Below are 19,694 nucleotides of genomic sequence, written 5' to 3' on the forward strand. Positions count from 1 at the left end.
GGACAAATGATTGCTACAATGGAAATAACATGAAATTTAACGGCTGGAAGATATATACACAAAAGCGCAAATAAATACCGATCTAGCGTCAAGATTACACTTGCACCTTACGTAACGTAATGTTTTACAATTGAGCTACCGGTACAAAGCTAGCGCCAAAGAGGGAGAGGGTTCATGAAGAAATATTGGAAGGTCGGGGAACTTGCAAAGCTGACAGGACTTACTATTCGAACTTTACGATTTTATGATCAAATCGGGTTGTTTTCTCCGTCAGGACAAACGGAATCCGGCCACAGACTGTACAATGAATTGGATTTATCACGATTGCAGCAGATATTATCGCTTAAGGGGCTGGGATTATCTCTGGAGGAGATAAAGACGACCTTAACTGGCGGACAAATCAGTCCGTTTGAGATCGTTGACCTGCAGATAAACCAAATCAAAGAACAGATTAAACTGCAGCAAAAACTATTGGAGCAGCTCAGATATGCATCCAAACTTATGCAGGGCAAGGCGGAATTAACGGTTGAGGATTTTACAAACCTTCTGCAAGCAATGAAGATGGAATTTGAGAAACCAGTCATTGAACGGCAAACGAGTTGGGAGCGACATTTGGACCTACTGGGAGACTTTCTTACCGAGGAAAACGGAATTCCGAATCATAAGGAGGAAAATCAATGAAAGAACGATTCGTCAAGCATGGAACCTTCGTCGTCGAGCGGACCTATGCCGCTTCACCGAAGCAGGTTTATCACGCATGGGCTGACCCGATTGCCAAAGCCAAATGGTTTTCCAAGCCGGAAATCTTCGATTTTCAGGTTGGTGGACGTGAGTATAGCAGCGGCGGGCCACCGGAAGGACCGATTTTCACCTTCGATGCAAGCTACCAGGAGCTTGTTCCAGAGCAGCGCATTGTCTATACGTACACCCTTGATTCAGGCGAAACACGTATCTCCGTATCCATCACAACAGTCGAGCTCATCAAAGTGGATGGCGGTACAAAGCTGATCTTCACGGAGCAAGGCACTTTCTTTGACGGGCATGATACACCTGAAATAAGAGAACACGGTACAAACATCATGTTGGACACACTGGGTAAGGTAGTAGAAGTTGAGGTAGAATCATGACTATAGGTGAAAATGAACTGATTGCTACGCGCGAGTACGCGGTCTCGCGGGAACTCGTGTTTCGAGCCTGGACAACTCCCAATTTATTAGCCCGATGGTGGGGACCGCAAGGCTTTACGAATACATTTCACGAATGCGATATGAGACCGGAAGGTACGTGGCGTTACACCATGCACGGACCAGATGGTGCGGATTATCCAAACCATAACGTCTTTGTTGAAATCGTGCCACCGGAGCGGATCGTGCTTGACCATCTATCCGGCCACGAATTTCGGATAACGGCTACCTTCGAGAGCATTGAGGGCCGCACTAGGGTAACCTTCCGTCAGCTTTTCAAGAATCAAGAGGAGTTTGAAGAAGCTAAGCCGTACTGCATAGAAGGTAATGAACAAAACCTTGAGCGACTTGGCAAGGTACTGGAGGAACTTTCCTAATAGTATTTCGAAGGGATATCAGCTTTGAACAGCCATTAATATGATGACTTAAAAATATTCGCCGTTCACGTTCCCTGTCGGGAATTGGACGGCGTATTTTTATAAGCAGACTTTATCAATGGTTTAAATCACCCATTGTTCTGGATAAGATTTTAGATTTATCGACAATTCTGCTCTGAGGGTTGGTGGTGAAGAAATGTAAAAAATTTACTTGTGATCTCCATTTTCTTTCCCAAGGTTGCAGAGCCATATCTTGTTATGACATACTCGTCAGCAAATGGTTCACTAAGTTAAACGATTGAACGAGATGAAAGCGGTGAGAATCATTAATAAACAGCAACAAGTCGAAGTCATCAAAGACGATTTCAAGATGTGCCAGAAGGTCTTTTTGGCTATTGGTAATGAGACAAGACAATCCATTATTACAGTACTTATGGAGACTACCTGTACGGACGGATTACGCGTAGGTGAGATTACTGAAAAAACGCATCTTTCACGACCAGCGGTCTCCCATCATCTAAGAATCTTAAGAGAAGCCGGAATTATAATGGTGAGGGAAGAAGGCTCTAAAAATTATTATTTTATGGACGTTAGAACAAAATTAGGAGTGTTAAAAAATCTTATAAACCATCTCGATGAATTCATCATTTTCGACGTGGATACCCGTGACTTAAGTCATGGGAGGAAACGTCGTTGGCGAAAGCCAAAGTGTTCCTTCCGATTCACTTTCACTTCTGGATTTTTTTACTAAAGAATATGGTATTGTTAGATTAGTGAAAGGTGGTGAGTCTCAATGTCTACTATTACTGCAAAAATACAAATTTACGTTCCAGACGAACAAGTTGATTCTCTGGTAATTACAACAGACGCATATCGTAAAGCTTGTAACTGGTTATCTGCTAAGGTATTTGAAACAAAAGAATTGAATCAAGCTAAACTTAATTCAAGTTTCTATACAATATTGAGAGAAGCTTTTTACTTGAAAAGTCAAATGGCGCAATCGGTTATGAAAACCGTCATTGCTCGTTATAAATCTGCTAAATCTAATGGTCATCAGTGGTCGTTAATCACCTTTAAGATACTTGAGTATGATTTAGTCTGGAATCGTGATTATTCTCTTAACAAAAACCATTTTTCCGTCAATACGTTAGATGGACGTTTGAAATTTCGTTTTGAAAAACAAGGGATGAAGAAATACTTCGACGGTACTTGGAAATTCGGCACCGCAAAGTTAGTCCATAAATTTGACAAGTGGTTTTTGCATATTCCTGTGACTAAAACGTTTGAAGAAATTAGCGACACAAGCATCAATAACGTTGTTGGTATTGATTTAGGCTTAAATTTCTTAGCTACAACGTATGACAGTCAAGGAAAAACCAAGTTTTTCAAAGGTAGAACCATCAAACATAAACGAGGACAGTTCAAAGCTCTACGCAAGCAGCTACAACAATGCCAAACCTCTTCCGCACGTAAACGTCTAAAAAAAATAGGTTCAAGAGAAAACCGTTATGTTCGTGATGTTAATCATCAAGTAACAAAGGCACTCGTTGAGCAATATCCAAAAGGGACGTTGTTTGTATTAGAAGATTTAAGTGGTGTTCGTAACGCTACCGAAAAAGTTCTAGTACGCAATCGATATATAAGTGTCTCTTGGGCGTTCTATCAATTCCGTGAAATGCTTGAATATAAAGCCAAATTACACAGTCATAAAGTGATGGTAGCAGACCCTAAGTATACTTCTCAAACGTGTCCTACATGTGGACACGTTGATAAGCGTAACCGTAACAAGAAACAACATGCTTTTGAATGTTGTAATTGCCACTACAAATCAAACGATGACCGTATTGGTGCAATGAACCTGTACAGAAAAGGCGTAGAAGCCATGAATACAGTTACTAGTTAAGTATGACTTTTCTAGTAGGGGCGAAGTCAACCGTCCTTATGTTCCAACACGCTAAGGTAGGAGTACCATCAGGTACGTTCGCACTACTGGTTAGGAATAAGTCTAAAAGGCTTGTATGAAGTACAAGCACCGTCTACGTTGTAGGCGGAGACAAGCTCGTGACTTTAGTCATGAGTTGTTGACGGAACAATATTACTAGAAATGAAATGGAGGTTTATTAATGAAAGCGATGATCATTGAAAAATACGGGAAAGGTCCTCTTTTATTGGCAGACATTCCAACACCTTCAGTGGGTGATTATGATGTATTGGCAGAAATCCATGCAGCGAGTATTAATCCTATCGATTTTAGGGTGCGGGATGGCAAAGTTCGTATGCTGTTGAAATACGATATGCCGCTTATTTTAGGAAATGATTTTTCAGGTACTGTTACCAAAGTAGGAAACAAAGTAACAAAATTCAAAATAGGCGATGCAATATACGGACGGCCAAGAAAGAATAGAATTGGAACCTTCGCAGAATATATATCCATACATGAGGACGATATAGCCTTAAAGCCTCAAAACCTTTCTTTTGAGGAAGCAGCGTCAATCCCATTAGTCGGGCTTACATCCTATCAAGCACTACATGATATATTACAGCTATCGGCAGGGCAGAAGGTATTGATTCAAGCTGGCTCGGGCGGCGTTGGAACCTTTGCTATCCAGCTTACCAAAGCGATGGGGGTTTACGTTGCTACAACTACTAGCGATGCTGGAGCTAAATTGGTCAAATCCCTTGGAGCGGATCAAATAATCAATTATAAAACAGAACAATTTGATAAAGTCTTACAAAATTATGATGGAGGATTCGATACAATTGGCGGAGAAACATTAGAAAGAGCTTTTAAAATAGTCAAACCAGGCGGACAAATTGTATCGGTTTCTGGGCTGCCCAATGCACGTTTCGGAGTTGAATATGGATCTGGTTTTATAAAAACGAGTCTTTTTCGATTGGTTACCCGTAAGCTAACAAAATTGGAGAAGCAATATAATGTCAAATACAGCTTCTTGTTCATGAAACAAAGCGGCAGACAACTGGAGATCATTTCAGAGTTTATAGAAGCAGGGAAAATAAAGCCTGTAATTGATCAAATTTTTTCTTTTGAGAAAGCTCAACAGGCGATGGAGTATTCCGAATCGGGCAGGGCAAAAGGAAAGATCATATTAAAGATAAAGTGAAAGGAAGACCATTAGTAAGTTAAAAGAAGAGTAACTGAACATGTATAGTGTAAAGGAGAGCTTAATGAAGGCTATGAACTATTCCATTTGGATTGAAGCTGAAAATTGGGCTGAAGGAGAATGGAACATACATAATGATAACACTGATGCAATCGTTTCATTTGAAGACGGCTCAAGGTGGATAGCTTCATTTTTTACTTACAAGAACATAACTACTCTCGCAGAAAAGAATCAACGAACTGGCGAGTGTTTACATGGAAAGTATTTTTGGGGAAGTGATATGGTACTTGTGGACGAATGCAGTCGTATTCGTATTGAAGAGGTGATTGGACATCTAATATTAAAAGGAGAATTTGAATTGATATTTTGTAAATGTGATGAGTCTAACTTACAAGGATGAGGCAACTTAAATTAATAAGCCTGACTGTAAGAGAAAACGGATGTTTAAGGAATAGCAACGCTCTTAAAAGTGCCAAAGAAGTTATGCAATCATTGTACAGGATCCATTAAAGACTCTTCTCTTAGGAATGTTAAATGGTACAATATCCCATATGTAAAACAATAACCTTAGGATGTGATAATACTGGAAAAGATAAGACTACGTGCTGGTGCATTAATAATTGAGAAGGATTCCATTTTACTAGTTGAGTTTGAGAACGACAATCTTGATGGCGTGCATTACAACCTTCCAGCAGGTGGCCTTGAGCCAGGAGAAACACTGATTGAAGCTGTGAAACGGGAAGCAAAAGAAGAGGCTTGTGTTGAGATAGAGGTCGGTTCCGTTGCATTTGTTTACGAATATCAACCTACGAAAAGCAATTACATATACGGGGATACTCATTCGGTAGGAGTTACATTTAGCTGCAAATTGAAAGCAGGATCAAATCCAAGACTTCCCGAATCACCAGATTCTAAGCAAATTGGTGTAACGTGGGTTCCTATTTCGGAGCTGCACTCTATTCAACTGTATCCGGAGATTAATCAGGACATTATTGATTACTACAATGGTACTAAGTATAGAAATTATGTTGAGGAAAATGAAATTCAACAGAGCAAGTCGTTACACTAACAGGACTCCCAACTCGTAGAATATAACTACTTGTGCAGAGAAAGGAGAATTCTATGTGTTTTCACTGTTATAGAAAGATTAGAATCCGCCATCTCCCCGAAACCAACATGTTAGAGTAAGATACTACACAAATCATATGGGGTGTATCGGATGAAGATAAATAATAATTATTTGAAAGAACAATTAAAACATGTTTATTGGCTTAACGGTGGGCCTTGTGCTGGGAAGACTACCATGACCAAGAAATTCGTAGAGGAATTAGGATTTCAAACATTAGGTGATGATGTCTTAAAATATAGACCATTCACTAGTCCTGTTGAATACCCTGCCCTTCAATTTCCTAATCCTGATTTGGATTGGAATAAGTGGTTCAATAAACCCGTAGATGAGCACTGCCAATGGCTATTTCAAATCGTCGAAGAGATGATGGATTTCTTTATCATTGATTTGTTAACAATGCCTAATGACAAACCAATTATAATAGATTTAGGAATAATGCCTGAACGTATACTACCGTTTATTCCAGAAGAGAGAATGATTTGTTGTTATACGTCTGACGAAGAGATAGAGAGATTATATTACTTTAGAGAAGATCATAAGATGATTTTGGACTGTATCAACGCCTATACGATAAATCCAGAAGAAACGATAAAACACGGTAACAAATCTATGGTTAAGTTCTCCAATGAAATAAAGAATGCTTGTACTAAAATGGGGATCAAAACCGTTGAAAGAATACCAAGTATGAGTGTGGAAGAACAATTTAGGTTAGTTAGAGAACATTTTGGAGTGTAGAGATGATCAAAAGGTAAATCTATTCCAAGAACCCCTTCCTTGTTAGGAAGGGGTTGTCTTTACTTTTTATCACGAGTGGTGGTTTTATATTTATTTCCTTTGCCGTCATAGGTGATCCATTCGCCAACAGGCTCGCCCATGTCAAAATACCCTGAACGCTTTAATGTTCCATCAGTACGATACCATTCCCAGTAACCGCTGGGAGTATCATCAATTAATTTTCCCTTTGACCAAATTGTATTTCCTTTTGCGTGGTATTTGATCGTCCAGCCATCAATGACTTCCATTTTCTTTTCCTTGACACCATTTGGATGGATCAAATCACATTTTTTATCCTCCATTACTTGTACCTCCTAATAAACAGCTTTTGATAAATTGTATCATGTTCTAAAGATAATGTTTAATTCTGTGCAAGCCATTTTCTTTGGCATAGATGAGCAAGCAAGAAACATATTTATTGAAAAGTAACCAAGAGGGGGTTAACCTATGAAAAAAGCTATCTCTAAAAAGTGGGTTATTTTGGGTGCCTGCCTTATCCTGTATAGTTCAACCGCTTCAGCTTTATTAGCAACAGAATATAATAAAAATCAAAATTCAGACCTTACATACGTTATTTAGAAGCTGAAGACATGGAGTTAGAGGCTGCTACTAAATACGATGCGGGGAAATTTCTACATGCTTTAAAAAGTGATAATAATGAATATGTATATATTGCTATTAATAGACTGGTAGAATGCTTTAATAATAAAAAGTTGAGAGTAAAAGCGTTAAAAGAGCTCCAGCCATTTTTAAAAAATGAGAATCAAAAAATCGCCGATGCGGCTGCTTTTGCCGTAGATATTCTGTCGGAAAATTATAAGAGTCCTTATATTGTTAAGTTAGCAGACGGAAGTATGATATTTACGTTGTTTAATAATTATTCGGATTATGGAAGTCAGAATGTGATTTGGAGAATAAAAGACAATGTGCTTAAAGAGTATTTAAGTTTTTCTACACCATCTATGTATGTTAAAAAAATGATTCCTTCACCAAATCAGAAGTTAGTTGCGATCCTAACTGGCTCTAATAAAAGTAATTTCGTTCAAATTAGTAATATTGAAGAGGGAAGAGTAAGTCCAGAGTTAATAGAATCTGCAAGAGTCAAATATGGTGCACAACAAGAATTAGATACATGGATTCGCACAGATCATGAGAATTATAGCTATGCAGATAAGATCGTATGGAAAGACAATGATACTTTAGCATTCGAGGGTTCTCTTGCTTACCAGAATACTGAGATTATTGAAAATGTTACTGTAACGTATCAGTTTAGTAAAAAGATAATAGAAGTAAAAGAGCTTAATTAGTCTAGATGAGAACATGCCAGTCAAAGTTGCCCCTGGCACAAAAACTGTTGGTATCTTATTCTTCACTGCTTTCAAATCAATTCGTGATTGGGCATCCGCCCAAGCGATCTCTCCGCGAATGCATATGATGATTATGCCTAATCATTGAAGGGAGCGATCACATATGGGATTTTTTCCAACACCGGGAAGCGGCGGTGGATTTCCGGGGTTTCCAGGAGGACCGGGAGGGCCGGGAGGACCTGGGTTTCCAGGTGGAGGACCGGGAGGATTTCCGGGGACTCCGGGACCTCCAGGAGGTGCACCGGGAGGCGTTCAAGCGCCGACGGCCCCTCCACCACAATTCGTACCGCAAATGTCGGCTGCCCCTTTTGCCGTCGACCCCGGGGGGATCAGACGATGCCTGTTCCGCAACACATACATTTGGCTGAATAACGGCGAGCAATTCTGGTTCTTCCCGGTATTCGTCGGACGTAATTCTATTGCAGGGTTCAGATGGACCGGTTTCTTCTGGGCGTACTTCGGCATTGATTTGAATCGGATTAGCTCGTACACCTGCTTCTAAGGCAGACAGCGAAAGAGAACAGCATAAGGGCTGTTCTCTTTGTTGTGCGTAGGGAGCGCTATTTGAGAAGGATTATCCGGTCTTCAAAGTGCTGGATTACATGCCAAGCAGCCAGCTTGTGCATTTGCTGGGTCTAAGCAATACAGGTTATGAGACGGGCGATGTATTGAAACCCCTTCTTATTATTTTGGCATGGACGGTTGTATTAACAGTAGTGTCTGTCATTTTGTATCAGCGGCGGTTGAAGGACGAGTAAGGGAGCTCTGAAGGGACTTTAGCCAGCCTTCGGTGGGTCTTTGGTAGGGTCGAAACAAGCGGCCGACTGAGACTATACGACGATTATTGTCCAATTACGGCTCTGATGTTGTCATGACGGGGCCGGCCGGGTAATAAGGATGATTAGAACTTTCGAATTTGGCTGAATTTGGAATGGGAGCCAAGGAAACGGAGGGAAAGATCATGGCGGCACAGACAGTATCAGGCATCAGCTCCGTACAGCCCATTGCGGCCTACGGCGGTACACAGAGTGATGTCAGTTCTCTGGAGAAACAGCGAAACCGGCTAATGATGGAACTGGATAAAGTGAATGCGGCACAAGGAAGTGAGATGCAGACTCCTTATCGCCGGGAGCAGCTGCAGCGGCAAATCCGGCTGCTGGAGTCCCAGCTCGTACAGAAAAGCGGGAGCAGCACCCCCGCCAATTTCGTACCGGCTTCTCCGCTTCAAGATCACCTCCCCCTCTGGCGAAATGAAGGAAAGGGTGGCCTCAAGGGCATCGGTCCGACCGATCCCCGGACGGCGACGGTGAACGCGGAGGGCCATTTCGACGCATTAATTTAGGCTAGAGAGTGCAGGTGCGACAAGCGTCCGGTGATGAACCGGCCTTTTCGCATTTTTTTTATCAGCCATATCATAAGTAAGTGAGGTTAAAAATAGAACCATTTAAAACGTTAGATCTAATAGATCAAGCGTCTTTTTTTTGTGCAGATTATGTGATTCTACGGACTGTTCTTGAGAGAATAGATGATTACGTTAATTAAATGAATTTCATACTTGTGAAATTATTTCATAACATATTGTATGTTTCTCTTATATATATTATATTATTCACGATAATGAAAATCAGGGGTGGTTTGATGAATATAGGAATGGAAATAAAGAAATTGAGGACTGAAAAAGGAATTACTTTGAAAGAGTTAAGTGAAAAAAGCGAGCTATCTGTTGGATTTCTGTCTCAATTAGAAAGGGGACTTACTACCATAGCAGTTGATTCACTTGAAAAACTAGCTGATATTTTGGAAGTGCATTTAACACATTTTTTTGATTATCCCCTAAAAAGAAAAGATATGGTTTTAAGAAGTTATGAACAAGAATTAATGGATTTGGTAGAAGGTGGTTTTATTAAGTATAGTTTAAGTACAGATTTAGAAAATAAACAACTATTTCCAAGGCTTATAGAAATTCTTCCGCAAAAGAAAGATGAAGAAATATTATCCTATAAGCATAAGGGAGAAGAGTTCATTTATGTTTTAGAGGGTATATTAACAATTTACATAAATGGTACGAGGCATGAATTATATCCTGGTGACAGTGTTCATATGGACTCAAATATTGACCACAATTGGGCTAATTATACGAACAAAAAGGTCAAGATTATAGCTGTTAATACGCCTAATTATATCTACAATAGTGGGCTTCATACTACAGATGATTATATAAAGTAAATAGAAAGTGATTATAACAATGGATAAATTTGTATTATATTTAATCGGTTCTTTTTTTGTAATCGGAGCTATTGATTATATTACCGGAAATCATTTGAAGCTGGGTGGGAAATTTGAGGAAGGCATAAAGACCATGGGAGCTTTAGGGCTTGGCATGATAGGAATACTTTCTTTAGCCCCTATATTCACGAATTTTTTATCCGCTGAGATTGTTCCAATCTTTAGAGTTCTTCATCTAGATCCTTCTATCGTTCCTGCAGCATTTTTAGCTGTAGACATGGGGGGCTATCAAATGGCCAATGAGCTAGCCTTGACAAAGGAAATGGGGGCATTCTCAGGAATTATCATCGCATCTACATTAGGAGCCACAATTAGCTTTTCAATACCTGTCGCGTTAGGAATGCTTTCTAAAAAGGATGAAAAGTACTTTTCTAAGGGTGTGTTGGTTGGAATTATCTCTATACCCATAGGATGTCTTGCAGCAGGCTTATGGCAAAAAATAAATATCAATATATTAGTATGGAATCTGGTGCCTATATTTGTTTTTGCCATTATTTTAGGAGTAGGATTATTAAAAGCTCCTCATGTTTTTATGAAAGTTTTTAATGTATTTGGAAAGCTTATAATGACTTTGAGTACTGTTGGATTACTTTTACAAGGTATAGATGTGATATTTGGTGTAAGGCTTGTCTCAGGATTAGCACCACTATCTGAATCTACTGTAATCGTAGCCAAGATCGCATTTGTTTTAGGCGGAGCATATCCTATGCTAGCACTTATCAATCGAATTTTTGAAAAGAGTTTTAAAGAAATAGGAAATAAATTTGGCATAAATTCAGTGTCAGTAGCGGGCATTCTAGGTGGTTTGGCTAGTAATCTGTTGATATTCGGAACATTTAAGGAAATGAATCCTAAAGGAAAAGTGATATGTACTGCCTTTGGAGTAAGTGGAGCATTTGTGTTTGGAGGTCAATTTGGATTTGTGTCAGGAGTAGCCCCAGAAATGTTAGGCGCGTTCATCATCTCAAAGCTTACAGCCGGAATCATTAGTATAGTACTAGCTGCATGGCTATTTGATCGTGAAAATAAAGAATCTAGTCTTAAGGACGATGGAGGCATTAGTAATGAATATCAGGGATAGGGTCGCACAGTTAAGACAGCTAATGAAAGACAATCAAATGGATGCTTATATCATTCCGAGCTTTGATGCACATCAGAGTGAATATGTAGCAGAGCATTGGAAAAGTAGACAATGGATATCAGGCTTTACAGGATCTGCGGGTACTGTAGTTATTACATTAGAGGATGCTGGGTTATGGACAGATGGAAGATACTATATTCAAGCAGAAAATCAGCTCGAGGGCTCAGGAATTAGATTATTTAGAATGGTCGATCCAGGGGTACCCTTTTATTCAGAATGGCTAGCAGACGTTCTTAATGAAGGAAGCGTTGTGGGCTTTGATGGAAGTGTTTTTTCAATGAATATGGTTAAAAGGATGGAAAAAGATCTAAAAACAAAGGGAATTACATTAAAGATGAATCAAGATTTAATTGATGATCTGTGGGAAGATCGACCGGAGATTCCTAAAGGACCCATTTTTACGCATGACGTAAAATATGCAGGCAAATCACAACTAGATAAATTAAATGAAGTAAGAAAAGAAATGAAAAATATAGGAGCAAATTATTATATTTTATCTTCCCTTGATGATATTGCCTGGCTGTTGAATATAAGAGGAGCCGATGTGCCTAACAATCCACTTGCCATAGCTAATGTAATCGTAGCAGAACATAATTGTTATTTATTTATTGATTCTTGCAAGGTTTCTCCTTCGGTTAAAGTAGAACTGGAGGCTGAAGGGATTGAGTTAAAGGAGAATCATGAAATACAAGCTTTCTTAGGAAATCTCTCAAGCGGAGATACTATTATGTTAGATGCGAATAAAACAAATAGCAGATTATATAATGCCATTAACAGTAATACAAAGAAAATTGAAAGTGCTGACATCACGACTAATCTAAAAGCTATCAAAAATGAAGTTGAGATACAAAATTTAAGATGGTGTGAAATAAAAGATGGTTTAGCGATGGTGAAATTTATAAAATGGCTAAAAAGCGCTGTAGACAATGAAGATATTACAGAGATTACTGCAGAAGAAAAATTAGAGGATTTCAGAAAGGCGCAGGAAGGATATGTTGGACCTAGCTTTGATACGATAGCAGGTTATAAAGAGCATGCTGCGATGATGCATTATAAAGCCAATAAAGAAACACAATTTACACTGAAGAATGAAAGTCTCTTTTTAATTGATTCAGGCGGTCAGTATTATGATGGAACAACAGATATTACACGGACGATTGTTTTAGGAAAACTTACCGATGAACAAAAGAGAGATTATACATTGGTGTTAAAAGGATTTATTGCATTAAGCGCAGTGAAATATTTATACGGAACAACAGGCTCTAACTTAGATATTTTAGCAAGACAACCTATATGGCAGTATGGTCTAGACTATAAATGCGGGACAGGACATGGGGTAGGTTTTTTCTTGAATGTTCATGAAGGACCACAGAGCATAAGGAATAATAATAATGTTATCTTAGAACAAGGCATGATTATTACGAATGAACCGGGAATATATCTTGAAGGTAAATATGGAATTAGAATTGAAAATATGATGTTAGTAGTTGAAGACGAGAAAACAGAGTTTGGTCAATTTATGAAGTTTGAAGCCATTACGTATTGCCCAATTGATTTAGCCGGTATCAATATTGATATGTTAACAGAGAGTGAAAAGCAATGGTTAAACAATTATCATCAAGAGGTATATACGAAGCTAGCCCCTTATTTAAATGAAGAAGAGTGCGGATGGCTGAGGGAAGAAACTAGGGAAATATAAATAGGTATTGCCGAATACAAGTAATAAAAAAACACTAAGATGATTCTTAGTGTTTTTTCGTTATACAAAGGAAAACCTCAATTACTATCAAGATAAGGTAATAATGAATTCGCTTCAAATGATACGGCAATGAGAGCAGAGGCGGTAACGATTCTAATGAAGATGATTGCTCAAAAGAGTAAGTAAAGCTACAGAAGTATAAAGGGCATCCAAGGGATGCCCTATTATCTATATTGTCACATGACAAAGTGATGACAACACTCACTATTAGGCAATTTATTTTTTCTCTATTATTGAAGGAATTGAGGCTTAAAGTGGCAGAGCCCTTTGAGTTTACTTAATAAATGATTCTTTCAAGGGAGAGAGCATGTGTGGAACAAACGGTAACGAATCGAGTTACGGGCGAACAAATTACGTTTATAGAAACAGCAAAGGATACAAAGGGAGAATATTTATTAATTGAAGTCGCACTACCCCCGTACGGCAAAGGTCCCCCACTACATATCCATGACCGCTTTGAAGAAGAATTTGAAGTGATTTCTGGCAAGCTCACCGTAAGATTGGGCAAAACAAACCACATCCTAGAAGCGGGAGAACGTCGTATTGCCCCTTTTAAAACACCACATACTTTTAAGAATAATCACAACAAGCCTGTCGTATTCCGTGTTCGATTAACACCACCAAGCCAGTTCGAGCAGTCAGTTCGTATTCACTACGGGCTAATGGAGGATGGATTAACAGATGCAAAGGGCAATCCAAAATTACTCGCACATACCGCTTTAGTGTTATCGCTACAAAATACACTAATCGCTGGCATTCCACTCTGGATACAGCGAAGTATCTTTGGTCTAATCGTTAGACGCGCTCATAAAAGGGGAATATACGAAAAACTAGAAAAGTATACAGGGGAGACCATATAAGCTCTATGAGCGAGGGTGCCCATTTTCAATACCTACATCCCATCTGGTAGAATAGGGAAAACCATATTTCTCTATATTCTAGTAACTTGATTATACGTTTGGGGAGGTAGACCATGAACAAAGAACTAATTGCACAGCTGTCGCAGTGGCATGAGGATGATGAACACCAGAAGATTGTAGACACTCTGATGAAGATTTCTCCAGAGGACAGAGATTACGAGGTGGTCAGCAGTCTGGCAAGAGCGTATAACAATCTGGGACGTTATGAAGAAGCCCTTGAGCACTTCGCGATGATTGCGGAACAGGGGCAGAATGACTATCTGTGGCATTTTCGAGTGGGATATTCCTACTATTATTTGAATCGATATGAGGAAGCGGTGAGTGTGCTGGGTATTGCCCATGACCTTGATCCGGATGATGAGAAAACAGTCATGTTTCTGAACTTCAGCCAGCGCAAGCTACGCAAAGAACAACACGCCGCAGCCAGACGGGCAATCAGAGAGCAGCATAATGATTCGGGGATGGCTACAACTCCTTTTGAAGGGATGGATTTCTCCGACTTTTGGGATGATAGCGATTATGCGCTAAGAGAATATGTTTCTGCCTCGCCTACGGATGAGCTGATTGCTTCTATAGAAGAAGCACTCGGTTACAAGCTTCCTGCCTCTTATATCAGTCTGATGAAGCAGCACAATGGGGGAGTTCCTTATAATACTTGTTTTCCGACGGAGGACGCGACTTCATGGGCGGAGGATCATATTGCGATTACGGGCATTATGGGCATCGGACGTGAGAAAAGCTATTCACTCTGCGGCGATCTCGGCAGCCCGTTTATGATTGAGGAGTGGGGATATCCTGACATCGGCGTGGTGATTTGTGACTGCCCTTCGGCAGGTCATGATGTCGTGATGCTGGATTATCGGAACTGCGGGAGGGACGGGGAACCCGAGGTGATTCATGTGGATCAGGAAGACAATTATGAGATTACGTTCCTGGCCCCAGACTTCGAGACGTTTATACGCGGCCTGGTGAGTGAGGAGGAATATGACACCTCTCAAGAAGATAAAGAGGAAGATCTGCGCAAGGTAGCCGTAGGCCAATTCTCGCCTTTGCTTGCGAAGCTGTGCAGTCATGTGTCTGAGGTGGATCAGCTTGAGCAAAAGATCCGTAAAGTATGTACCCGAATCGTTGAAGAGAAGGGGCATTTTTCCTTTCATGCGGATGAGCTTTCTACTCTGATGTATGATGTGCAGTTCTGGCTGTACACAAGCTCTTATCCGAATACGAACCGTCAGCAATATCTGGATGTATATGAGAAAATGATCGCCTTTGGCGGCGAGTTCGGTCAAGGCGGGTATGCTCCCGGCTGGATCAGCGACTGGATAGATGGGCGAATACGGGAAGGGCTGATCGTTCAGGAAAACGGGGCGCTTTGCTTCACGGATCAAGCCCGCTCAGAAGTCATTGCACGGCTGGAAGCGGAAGCCGCAGAGTAGGATGTCGCCGCAACGCTAGCCTGTTGAACTATCACGTACGTTGGCTTGAATATTTCAAAGAAAGGGCCATCCCACAAAGGATGGCCTTTTAACTTGCCGTTACAGACAGGTGCTGAATCGTACCATAAGTAACGATAATTTTTTTGGAAATAAAGAGATAAAAGGATAGATCGAAATGTCCTAACATCTTAAACCGCTAATTGATCTGGTTCATTTACAGGATGACGTCCGCTTACCGCTAGCATGATTAAGGAAATAAGGATAAGTATAAAACAGAGCACAAATGAATACCGGTAACCTACAATACTAGCTAATCCACCGCCAACAAGACTACCAATCAGCCGACCGATCGTGGATGAATTTGAGTAGAGCGTGGATGCATACCCTGGCATGCTTGGAAGTAGATCCTGGATGTAGCTAATGCCAATCGCTGAAATAACGGCAACAAAAACGGCAAGCAGAATTTGGGCTGCAAGCATTTGCCACATCGTACTTGAGGTAATGACAACGAGATAATAAGCTGCTCCTAGAACGGCCCCACACATCATCAAGATTCGGTTACTGTACTTTGCACTGAGTAGACCGAGCATAATCATAAAAGGAATTTCTAGCGCAGCACAAATACTGCTGACTAGACCGACATCGCTTGTTGTTCCCCCGAGATTGTTGGTAATAAAGAGGGCAGTATTGATGCTGCTCGTCCAGTGAGCTATATACATGAGGATCAGAATCAGAAAAGGCAGCAGGATATTACGATTCTGACCCAGTCGGAAGGTTTTTACTTTTACTTCAGCATTATTGCTTTTTAGTTCAACATTTGATTTGAGAAATAGGAAAACCAGTAAGGCAACAAGCAGGAAAACTCCGATCGTACCCGAGAAAATCCCCTTAAATCCAACTGCGGCGATTAGCAGGGTACCGATTAAAGGACCTGAAATAAAGCCGAGAGAGAACGCAGAACGTAAGGTGGAATTAGCAAATGCAGTATCTGTAAAATCACTCTTATTCACTGCTTCTCTAGCAATGGCGAACAATTGAGGCATCCCTGGTGCACCGAGGGCGGTGAACACAATCATGTAGATGAACAAGATCGTAAAATCCTGAATGAGCAAGTACCCGCTATAAGCCAGAGCATTACAGAGTGTGGCAACAAGGTAAATGTTTTTTCGATTCAAGCCGAGGTCAGAACGTCTTCCGATTAGCGTACTAATCCATATCCCAGCAATTAACGTGACAGCTAGAAAAACACCAAATAAACCCACAGATACGCCAAGCTGTTCCGTAAAATAAATGGACAAGAAGGGTGCGCTGAGTGAAATCCCCATTCCCTGCAGTAGCATACATAAAAAGAGTAAGGCATAAGAGGGAATTGAAAATAGTGCAGTAAGTCGTTTAATCATGTTGTGATGTTACTCCTCTATATATCTGTTTAGATAGTCAATCTTGTTATATTATACTTGAAAAAGAGGGCAATAATCGAGATTGTAAACAAAATAGGAGCAGATAGCCTAAATGCATCTGCTCCATATCTTAACGACTATTGTTAAATTATTGGTTAGTTATCTAGTTATCTAGTTATCTAGTTTTCTAGTACCGATCCATTTTACCATTTCAGGGTCCTGATGGGAAAAGAACAAGCTTTGTTTCGTATCTAACGCAGTAATCGATGCCATATCCTCTTGGCTTAATTCAAAATCAAAAATATTGAAGTTTTCGATAATTCGTTCTTTACGAACAGACTTCGGAATCACAACGATATCTCTTTGAGTCAACCACCGTAAAACGACCTGGGCAACGGATTTATTATACTTTTCAGCAATAGGTACCAATAACTCATTCTCGAACAAGTTATTTTTTCCTTCAGCAAAAGGCGCCCATGACTCAATCTGAACACCGTTCTCTTTCATGAATTTTGCATTTTCGATTTGCTGGTTGAAAGGGTGGGTTTCAACTTGGTTTACGGCAGGAACTATTTCATTATGAATAATCAAATCAATCAGGCGATCCGCTTGAAAGTTACTTACGCCAATTGCGCGAACCTTGCCTTCACGATATAACTCCTCCATAGCTCGCCAAGAGCCATAGACATCGCCAAAGGGTTGATGAATTAAATACAAATCCAAATATTCAAGTTGCAATTTGTTCAGTGATTTCTCGAATGCTTTCTTTGTGCGCTCATAACCAGTATCCTGAACCCAAAGCTTTGTAGTAATAAATAATTCCTCTCTTGCCACACCACTCCGTTTAATTGCCCGGCCAACTGCTTCTTCGTTTAGATAAGAGGCGGCAGTATCAATCAGGCGATAACCCGCCATAATAGCGTCATAGACGCTTTGCTCACATTCATTTGCGTCTTGAATCTGATAAACACCAAAACCGAGTATAGGCATCTCAACATTATTGTTCAAAACTACTTTTTGCATGATATTACCCTCCAGTATTTTAATGATTATGTGTAAATCCTTTACGCTTTTTACATCTTAATTATGCACCAGATGATAAAGCGACCGTTATCCCATTCATGTCAAATGTTTGCCTAATCCTCTCACTACCACTTATACATCAATTGAATATGGACTATAATCAGACTATAAAGAATGACAGAAGGAGAGGATCAAATGTCTGAAATAATCACGAAACAGCAGAATGAGCTCGTAAAAATCATTGAGAGTTACTCAGAAAAGGACGGTGTTCACCAAACGGCTATTCCATCCTTATTTTTCATGCGTGACTCGAATGCATCCGTACGCAGACATGGGGTTTACAAACCTTCCTTATGTATCGTGGTTCAAGGGGCAAAAGAGGTATGGCTGGCGCAGGAGCATTTTAGATACAGTCCTTCTGATTACCTAGTTGCGTCCGTTCACTTGCCAGTTACCGCCCAAGTCACCGAAGCCACTCCCGATGTTCCATATTTAGGTTTCAAACTTGAATTTACAACGAGTCAAATTTTAGAGGTATTACAAGATTCTGAAGTTCGAGTTTACGCTAAAGAAAATCCTAAGCGAGCCATGTTTGTTAGCCAGCTGGAGTCTTCTTTAATGGATGCGGTCCTCAGATTAGTCCGTTTGTTAGATAAGCCTAAAGATATTCCAGTGCTTGCCCCACTATTTACAAAAGAGATTCTCTACCGAGTGCTACAAGGTCAGAATGGAATTACATTGGAGCATATTGTAATGGAAGGAAGCTCGACGCATCAAATTAGAGATGTTATTGAGCATATCATGAATAACTATGCTAGTTCTTTTCGGATTGAGGAGCTTGCCGAAATAGCGAATATGAGTGTTTCATCGTTTCATCGTTATTTTAAAGAAGTAACTGCGATGAGCCCTATTCAGTTCCAAAAACAACTGAGACTTCAGGAAGCACGTCGGCTATTACTCACCGAGTCAGCAGATGCTACTGATGTGGCATTTCGAGTAGGCTATGAGAGCCCTTCGCAATTTAGCCGTGAGTATTCCCGAATGTTTGGTTTTCCGCCTAGACAAGATATAAAGCGCTTGAGAGCATAAAAGGTTTAGATAAAATCAAACCACTACTAGCAATTGCCCCGGATCGAAATACTCTGAACTTCCCACTCCAGATTAAAAAAAACTTACTGCTTTTCCTGACGAAGTAGTTATAGGCATAATAAAAGACCGCTCTACTGGAATGATTTCCGGATCTGGCGGTCTCAGTTCAAGATTCTATTATAGGGTCAATCTGTATCTAAATGTGGTGAAATTAATGGAATTTAACTGTCTTGATGCGAGCCTCTTCTTCATAGGTAAGTGGTTTTGGGGTTCGCGGAGTGTGCAAATGACGCTGCACGGAATATTCCATTTTTTGATAATCCTCATTGCCTGAATTCATCGTTGGATTCCAACTTGTTACCCAATTTTTAAGTTCCTTGAGTCCTGCTAGCATTTCCTCCAGCCTCCTTTGGCGAAGAAACAATATATTTTATATTGTTTTGGTTACGCTTTCATTATAACATAGAAATTAGTTTTTTAAAGCTGTGTCCACGGTAAAAACACAGTTTTATTAGTGAACATTGTGTGTTAATTAGGTTTTGTATGCCAACAGAAGAAAAGTGTCTCCTACAAGAGGACACTTATGGAGAATTCAGTTAGACTGAAACAATGACCCTGAGGATTAGATTAAAGAAACTATTTTTCTATTGATGAATGCTATTGGTGGAAATAAATTTTATTTTTAAA

The 19,694-nt window shown here is 40.1% G+C and carries 23 protein-coding genes and 1 pseudogene; 20 read left to right on the forward strand and 4 right to left on the reverse strand.

Translation table 11 applies throughout. The features are described 5' to 3' along the window. Nucleotides 1–174: 174 nt before the first annotated feature. The 9 genes and pseudogenes from NSS67_RS08205 (at nt 175) to NSS67_RS08245 (ending at nt 6,547) form a co-directional block, all read left to right on the forward strand. Nucleotides 175–681 carry a MerR family transcriptional regulator gene (locus tag NSS67_RS08205; protein WP_339319095.1) on the forward strand — a complete coding sequence of 169 codons (507 nt, stop codon included), beginning with the start codon at nt 175–177 and terminating at the stop codon, nt 679–681. Continuing rightward, on the forward strand, nt 678–1,127 hold the full coding sequence (locus tag NSS67_RS08210; protein ID WP_339319096.1) for an SRPBCC family protein: 450 nt from the start codon (nt 678–680) through the stop codon (nt 1,125–1,127). Before NSS67_RS08205 ends, NSS67_RS08210 begins: the two co-directional genes overlap by 4 nt. Next, nucleotides 1,124–1,561: an SRPBCC family protein gene (locus tag NSS67_RS08215; protein ID WP_339319097.1), complete on the forward strand. Its 438-nt coding sequence runs from the start codon at nt 1,124–1,126 to the stop codon at nt 1,559–1,561. The genes NSS67_RS08210 and NSS67_RS08215 overlap by 4 nt, the downstream gene beginning before the upstream one ends. A gap of 316 nt (nt 1,562–1,877) precedes the next feature. Continuing rightward, nucleotides 1,878–2,186 (forward strand): annotated as a pseudogene (locus NSS67_RS08220) (metalloregulator ArsR/SmtB family transcription factor); the annotation flags it as partial. Between the two features lie 168 nt (nt 2,187–2,354). Then, nucleotides 2,355–3,464 (forward strand): transposase, encoded by a 1,110-nt coding sequence (locus NSS67_RS08225; protein ID WP_339319098.1) that lies wholly within the window; start codon nt 2,355–2,357, stop codon nt 3,462–3,464. 220 nt (nt 3,465–3,684) lie between these two features. Beyond that, nucleotides 3,685–4,683, forward strand: coding sequence for an NADP-dependent oxidoreductase (locus NSS67_RS08230; protein ID WP_339319099.1), 999 nt, complete (start codon nt 3,685–3,687; stop codon nt 4,681–4,683). A gap of 64 nt (nt 4,684–4,747) precedes the next feature. Beyond that, entirely contained in the window at nt 4,748–5,083 is a 336-nt protein-coding gene (locus NSS67_RS08235) for a hypothetical protein (protein WP_339319100.1), read from the forward strand. Between the two features lie 174 nt (nt 5,084–5,257). Then, complete coding sequence (locus tag NSS67_RS08240; RefSeq protein WP_339319101.1) at nt 5,258–5,752, forward strand: NUDIX domain-containing protein; 495 nt, start codon at nt 5,258–5,260, stop codon at nt 5,750–5,752. A gap of 150 nt (nt 5,753–5,902) precedes the next feature. Beyond that, nucleotides 5,903–6,547 (forward strand): hypothetical protein, encoded by a 645-nt coding sequence (locus NSS67_RS08245; RefSeq protein WP_339319102.1) that lies wholly within the window; start codon nt 5,903–5,905, stop codon nt 6,545–6,547. Between the two features lie 59 nt (nt 6,548–6,606). Here NSS67_RS08245 and NSS67_RS08250 read toward each other — a convergent pair whose 3' ends face one another. Continuing rightward, complete coding sequence (locus NSS67_RS08250; protein ID WP_339319103.1) at nt 6,607–6,888, reverse strand: hypothetical protein; 282 nt, start codon at nt 6,886–6,888, stop codon at nt 6,607–6,609. 145 nt (nt 6,889–7,033) lie between these two features. Between NSS67_RS08250 and NSS67_RS08255 the strand changes: the two genes are divergently transcribed. From NSS67_RS08255 to NSS67_RS08300, 10 genes are all read left to right on the forward strand, one after another. Next, nucleotides 7,034–7,165 (forward strand): hypothetical protein, encoded by a 132-nt coding sequence (locus NSS67_RS08255; protein ID WP_339319104.1) that lies wholly within the window; start codon nt 7,034–7,036, stop codon nt 7,163–7,165. Nucleotides 7,166–7,176: 11 nt separating this feature from the next. Next, entirely contained in the window at nt 7,177–7,893 is a 717-nt protein-coding gene (locus NSS67_RS08260; RefSeq protein ID WP_339319105.1) for a hypothetical protein, read from the forward strand. 163 nt (nt 7,894–8,056) lie between these two features. Continuing rightward, entirely contained in the window at nt 8,057–8,455 is a 399-nt protein-coding gene (locus NSS67_RS08265; RefSeq protein ID WP_339319106.1) for a collagen-like protein, read from the forward strand. 100 nt (nt 8,456–8,555) lie between these two features. Beyond that, a complete protein-coding gene (locus NSS67_RS08270) occupies nt 8,556–8,711 on the forward strand; it encodes a hypothetical protein (protein ID WP_339319107.1) in 156 nt (51 codons plus the stop codon). A gap of 158 nt (nt 8,712–8,869) precedes the next feature. Then, nucleotides 8,870–9,295: a hypothetical protein gene (locus tag NSS67_RS08275; protein WP_339319108.1), complete on the forward strand. Its 426-nt coding sequence runs from the start codon at nt 8,870–8,872 to the stop codon at nt 9,293–9,295. Nucleotides 9,296–9,591: 296 nt separating this feature from the next. Beyond that, nucleotides 9,592–10,179 carry an XRE family transcriptional regulator gene (locus tag NSS67_RS08280; protein ID WP_339319109.1) on the forward strand — a complete coding sequence of 196 codons (588 nt, stop codon included), beginning with the start codon at nt 9,592–9,594 and terminating at the stop codon, nt 10,177–10,179. 19 nt (nt 10,180–10,198) lie between these two features. Beyond that, complete coding sequence (gene eutH, locus NSS67_RS08285; protein ID WP_339319110.1) at nt 10,199–11,320, forward strand: ethanolamine utilization protein EutH; 1,122 nt, start codon at nt 10,199–10,201, stop codon at nt 11,318–11,320. Further along, nucleotides 11,304–13,079, forward strand: coding sequence for an aminopeptidase P family protein (locus NSS67_RS08290; RefSeq protein WP_339319111.1), 1,776 nt, complete (start codon nt 11,304–11,306; stop codon nt 13,077–13,079). The genes eutH and NSS67_RS08290 overlap by 17 nt, the downstream gene beginning before the upstream one ends. 371 nt (nt 13,080–13,450) lie before the next feature. Continuing rightward, nucleotides 13,451–13,999, forward strand: a complete 549-nt coding sequence (locus NSS67_RS08295; protein WP_339319112.1) for a cupin domain-containing protein — start codon at nt 13,451–13,453, stop codon at nt 13,997–13,999. Between the two features lie 113 nt (nt 14,000–14,112). Next, nucleotides 14,113–15,495 (forward strand): SMI1/KNR4 family protein, encoded by a 1,383-nt coding sequence (locus NSS67_RS08300; RefSeq protein WP_339319113.1) that lies wholly within the window; start codon nt 14,113–14,115, stop codon nt 15,493–15,495. A gap of 188 nt (nt 15,496–15,683) precedes the next feature. Here the strand turns inward: NSS67_RS08300 and NSS67_RS08305 are convergent, their stop codons facing one another. Beyond that, nucleotides 15,684–16,895 (reverse strand): sugar efflux transporter, encoded by a 1,212-nt coding sequence (locus NSS67_RS08305; RefSeq protein WP_339319114.1) that lies wholly within the window; start codon nt 16,893–16,895, stop codon nt 15,684–15,686. 171 nt (nt 16,896–17,066) lie between these two features. After that, nucleotides 17,067–17,918, reverse strand: a complete 852-nt coding sequence (locus NSS67_RS08310) for an aldo/keto reductase (RefSeq protein ID WP_339319115.1) — start codon at nt 17,916–17,918, stop codon at nt 17,067–17,069. Nucleotides 17,919–18,113: 195 nt separating this feature from the next. Here NSS67_RS08310 and NSS67_RS08315 point away from each other — a divergent pair, with 195 nt between their 5' ends. Beyond that, nucleotides 18,114–19,007 carry an AraC family transcriptional regulator gene (locus tag NSS67_RS08315; RefSeq protein ID WP_339319116.1) on the forward strand — a complete coding sequence of 298 codons (894 nt, stop codon included), beginning with the start codon at nt 18,114–18,116 and terminating at the stop codon, nt 19,005–19,007. A 211-nt stretch (nt 19,008–19,218) separates the two neighbouring features. Here NSS67_RS08315 and NSS67_RS08320 read toward each other — a convergent pair whose 3' ends face one another. Then, on the reverse strand, nt 19,219–19,401 hold the full coding sequence (locus NSS67_RS08320; protein ID WP_339319117.1) for a hypothetical protein: 183 nt from the start codon (nt 19,399–19,401) through the stop codon (nt 19,219–19,221). Between the last annotated feature and the right edge of the window lie 293 nt (nt 19,402–19,694).

Source organism: Paenibacillus sp. FSL R10-2734 (assembly GCF_037963865.1).
Classification (GTDB): Bacteria; Bacillota; Bacilli; order Paenibacillales; family Paenibacillaceae; genus Paenibacillus_AQ.

Excerpts from the sequence above, each read along its gene's own strand:
- NSS67_RS08225 (WP_339319098.1), top strand. The coding sequence starts at position 2,355 with ATGTCTACTATTACTGCAAAAATACAAATTTACGTTCCAGACGAACAA.
- NSS67_RS08215 (WP_339319097.1), top strand. The coding sequence starts at position 1,124 with ATGACTATAGGTGAAAATGAACTGATTGCTACGCGCGAGTACGCGGTC.
- NSS67_RS08250 (WP_339319103.1), bottom strand. The coding sequence starts at position 6,888 with ATGGAGGATAAAAAATGTGATTTGATCCATCCAAATGGTGTCAAGGAA.
- NSS67_RS08270 (WP_339319107.1), top strand. The coding sequence starts at position 8,556 with ATGCCAAGCAGCCAGCTTGTGCATTTGCTGGGTCTAAGCAATACAGGT.
- NSS67_RS08300 (WP_339319113.1), top strand. The coding sequence starts at position 14,113 with ATGAACAAAGAACTAATTGCACAGCTGTCGCAGTGGCATGAGGATGAT.
- NSS67_RS08290 (WP_339319111.1), top strand. The coding sequence starts at position 11,304 with ATGAATATCAGGGATAGGGTCGCACAGTTAAGACAGCTAATGAAAGAC.
- NSS67_RS08310 (WP_339319115.1), bottom strand. The coding sequence starts at position 17,918 with ATGCAAAAAGTAGTTTTGAACAATAATGTTGAGATGCCTATACTCGGT.
- NSS67_RS08260 (WP_339319105.1), top strand. The coding sequence starts at position 7,177 with ATGGAGTTAGAGGCTGCTACTAAATACGATGCGGGGAAATTTCTACAT.
- NSS67_RS08320 (WP_339319117.1), bottom strand. The coding sequence starts at position 19,401 with ATGCTAGCAGGACTCAAGGAACTTAAAAATTGGGTAACAAGTTGGAAT.
- NSS67_RS08245 (WP_339319102.1), top strand. The coding sequence starts at position 5,903 with ATGAAGATAAATAATAATTATTTGAAAGAACAATTAAAACATGTTTAT.
- eutH (WP_339319110.1), top strand. The coding sequence starts at position 10,199 with ATGGATAAATTTGTATTATATTTAATCGGTTCTTTTTTTGTAATCGGA.
- NSS67_RS08235 (WP_339319100.1), top strand. The coding sequence starts at position 4,748 with ATGAAGGCTATGAACTATTCCATTTGGATTGAAGCTGAAAATTGGGCT.
- NSS67_RS08315 (WP_339319116.1), top strand. The coding sequence starts at position 18,114 with ATGTCTGAAATAATCACGAAACAGCAGAATGAGCTCGTAAAAATCATT.
- NSS67_RS08265 (WP_339319106.1), top strand. The coding sequence starts at position 8,057 with ATGGGATTTTTTCCAACACCGGGAAGCGGCGGTGGATTTCCGGGGTTT.
- NSS67_RS08230 (WP_339319099.1), top strand. The coding sequence starts at position 3,685 with ATGAAAGCGATGATCATTGAAAAATACGGGAAAGGTCCTCTTTTATTG.
- NSS67_RS08205 (WP_339319095.1), top strand. The coding sequence starts at position 175 with ATGAAGAAATATTGGAAGGTCGGGGAACTTGCAAAGCTGACAGGACTT.
- NSS67_RS08255 (WP_339319104.1), top strand. The coding sequence starts at position 7,034 with ATGAAAAAAGCTATCTCTAAAAAGTGGGTTATTTTGGGTGCCTGCCTT.
- NSS67_RS08280 (WP_339319109.1), top strand. The coding sequence starts at position 9,592 with ATGAATATAGGAATGGAAATAAAGAAATTGAGGACTGAAAAAGGAATT.
- NSS67_RS08305 (WP_339319114.1), bottom strand. The coding sequence starts at position 16,895 with ATGATTAAACGACTTACTGCACTATTTTCAATTCCCTCTTATGCCTTA.
- NSS67_RS08210 (WP_339319096.1), top strand. The coding sequence starts at position 678 with ATGAAAGAACGATTCGTCAAGCATGGAACCTTCGTCGTCGAGCGGACC.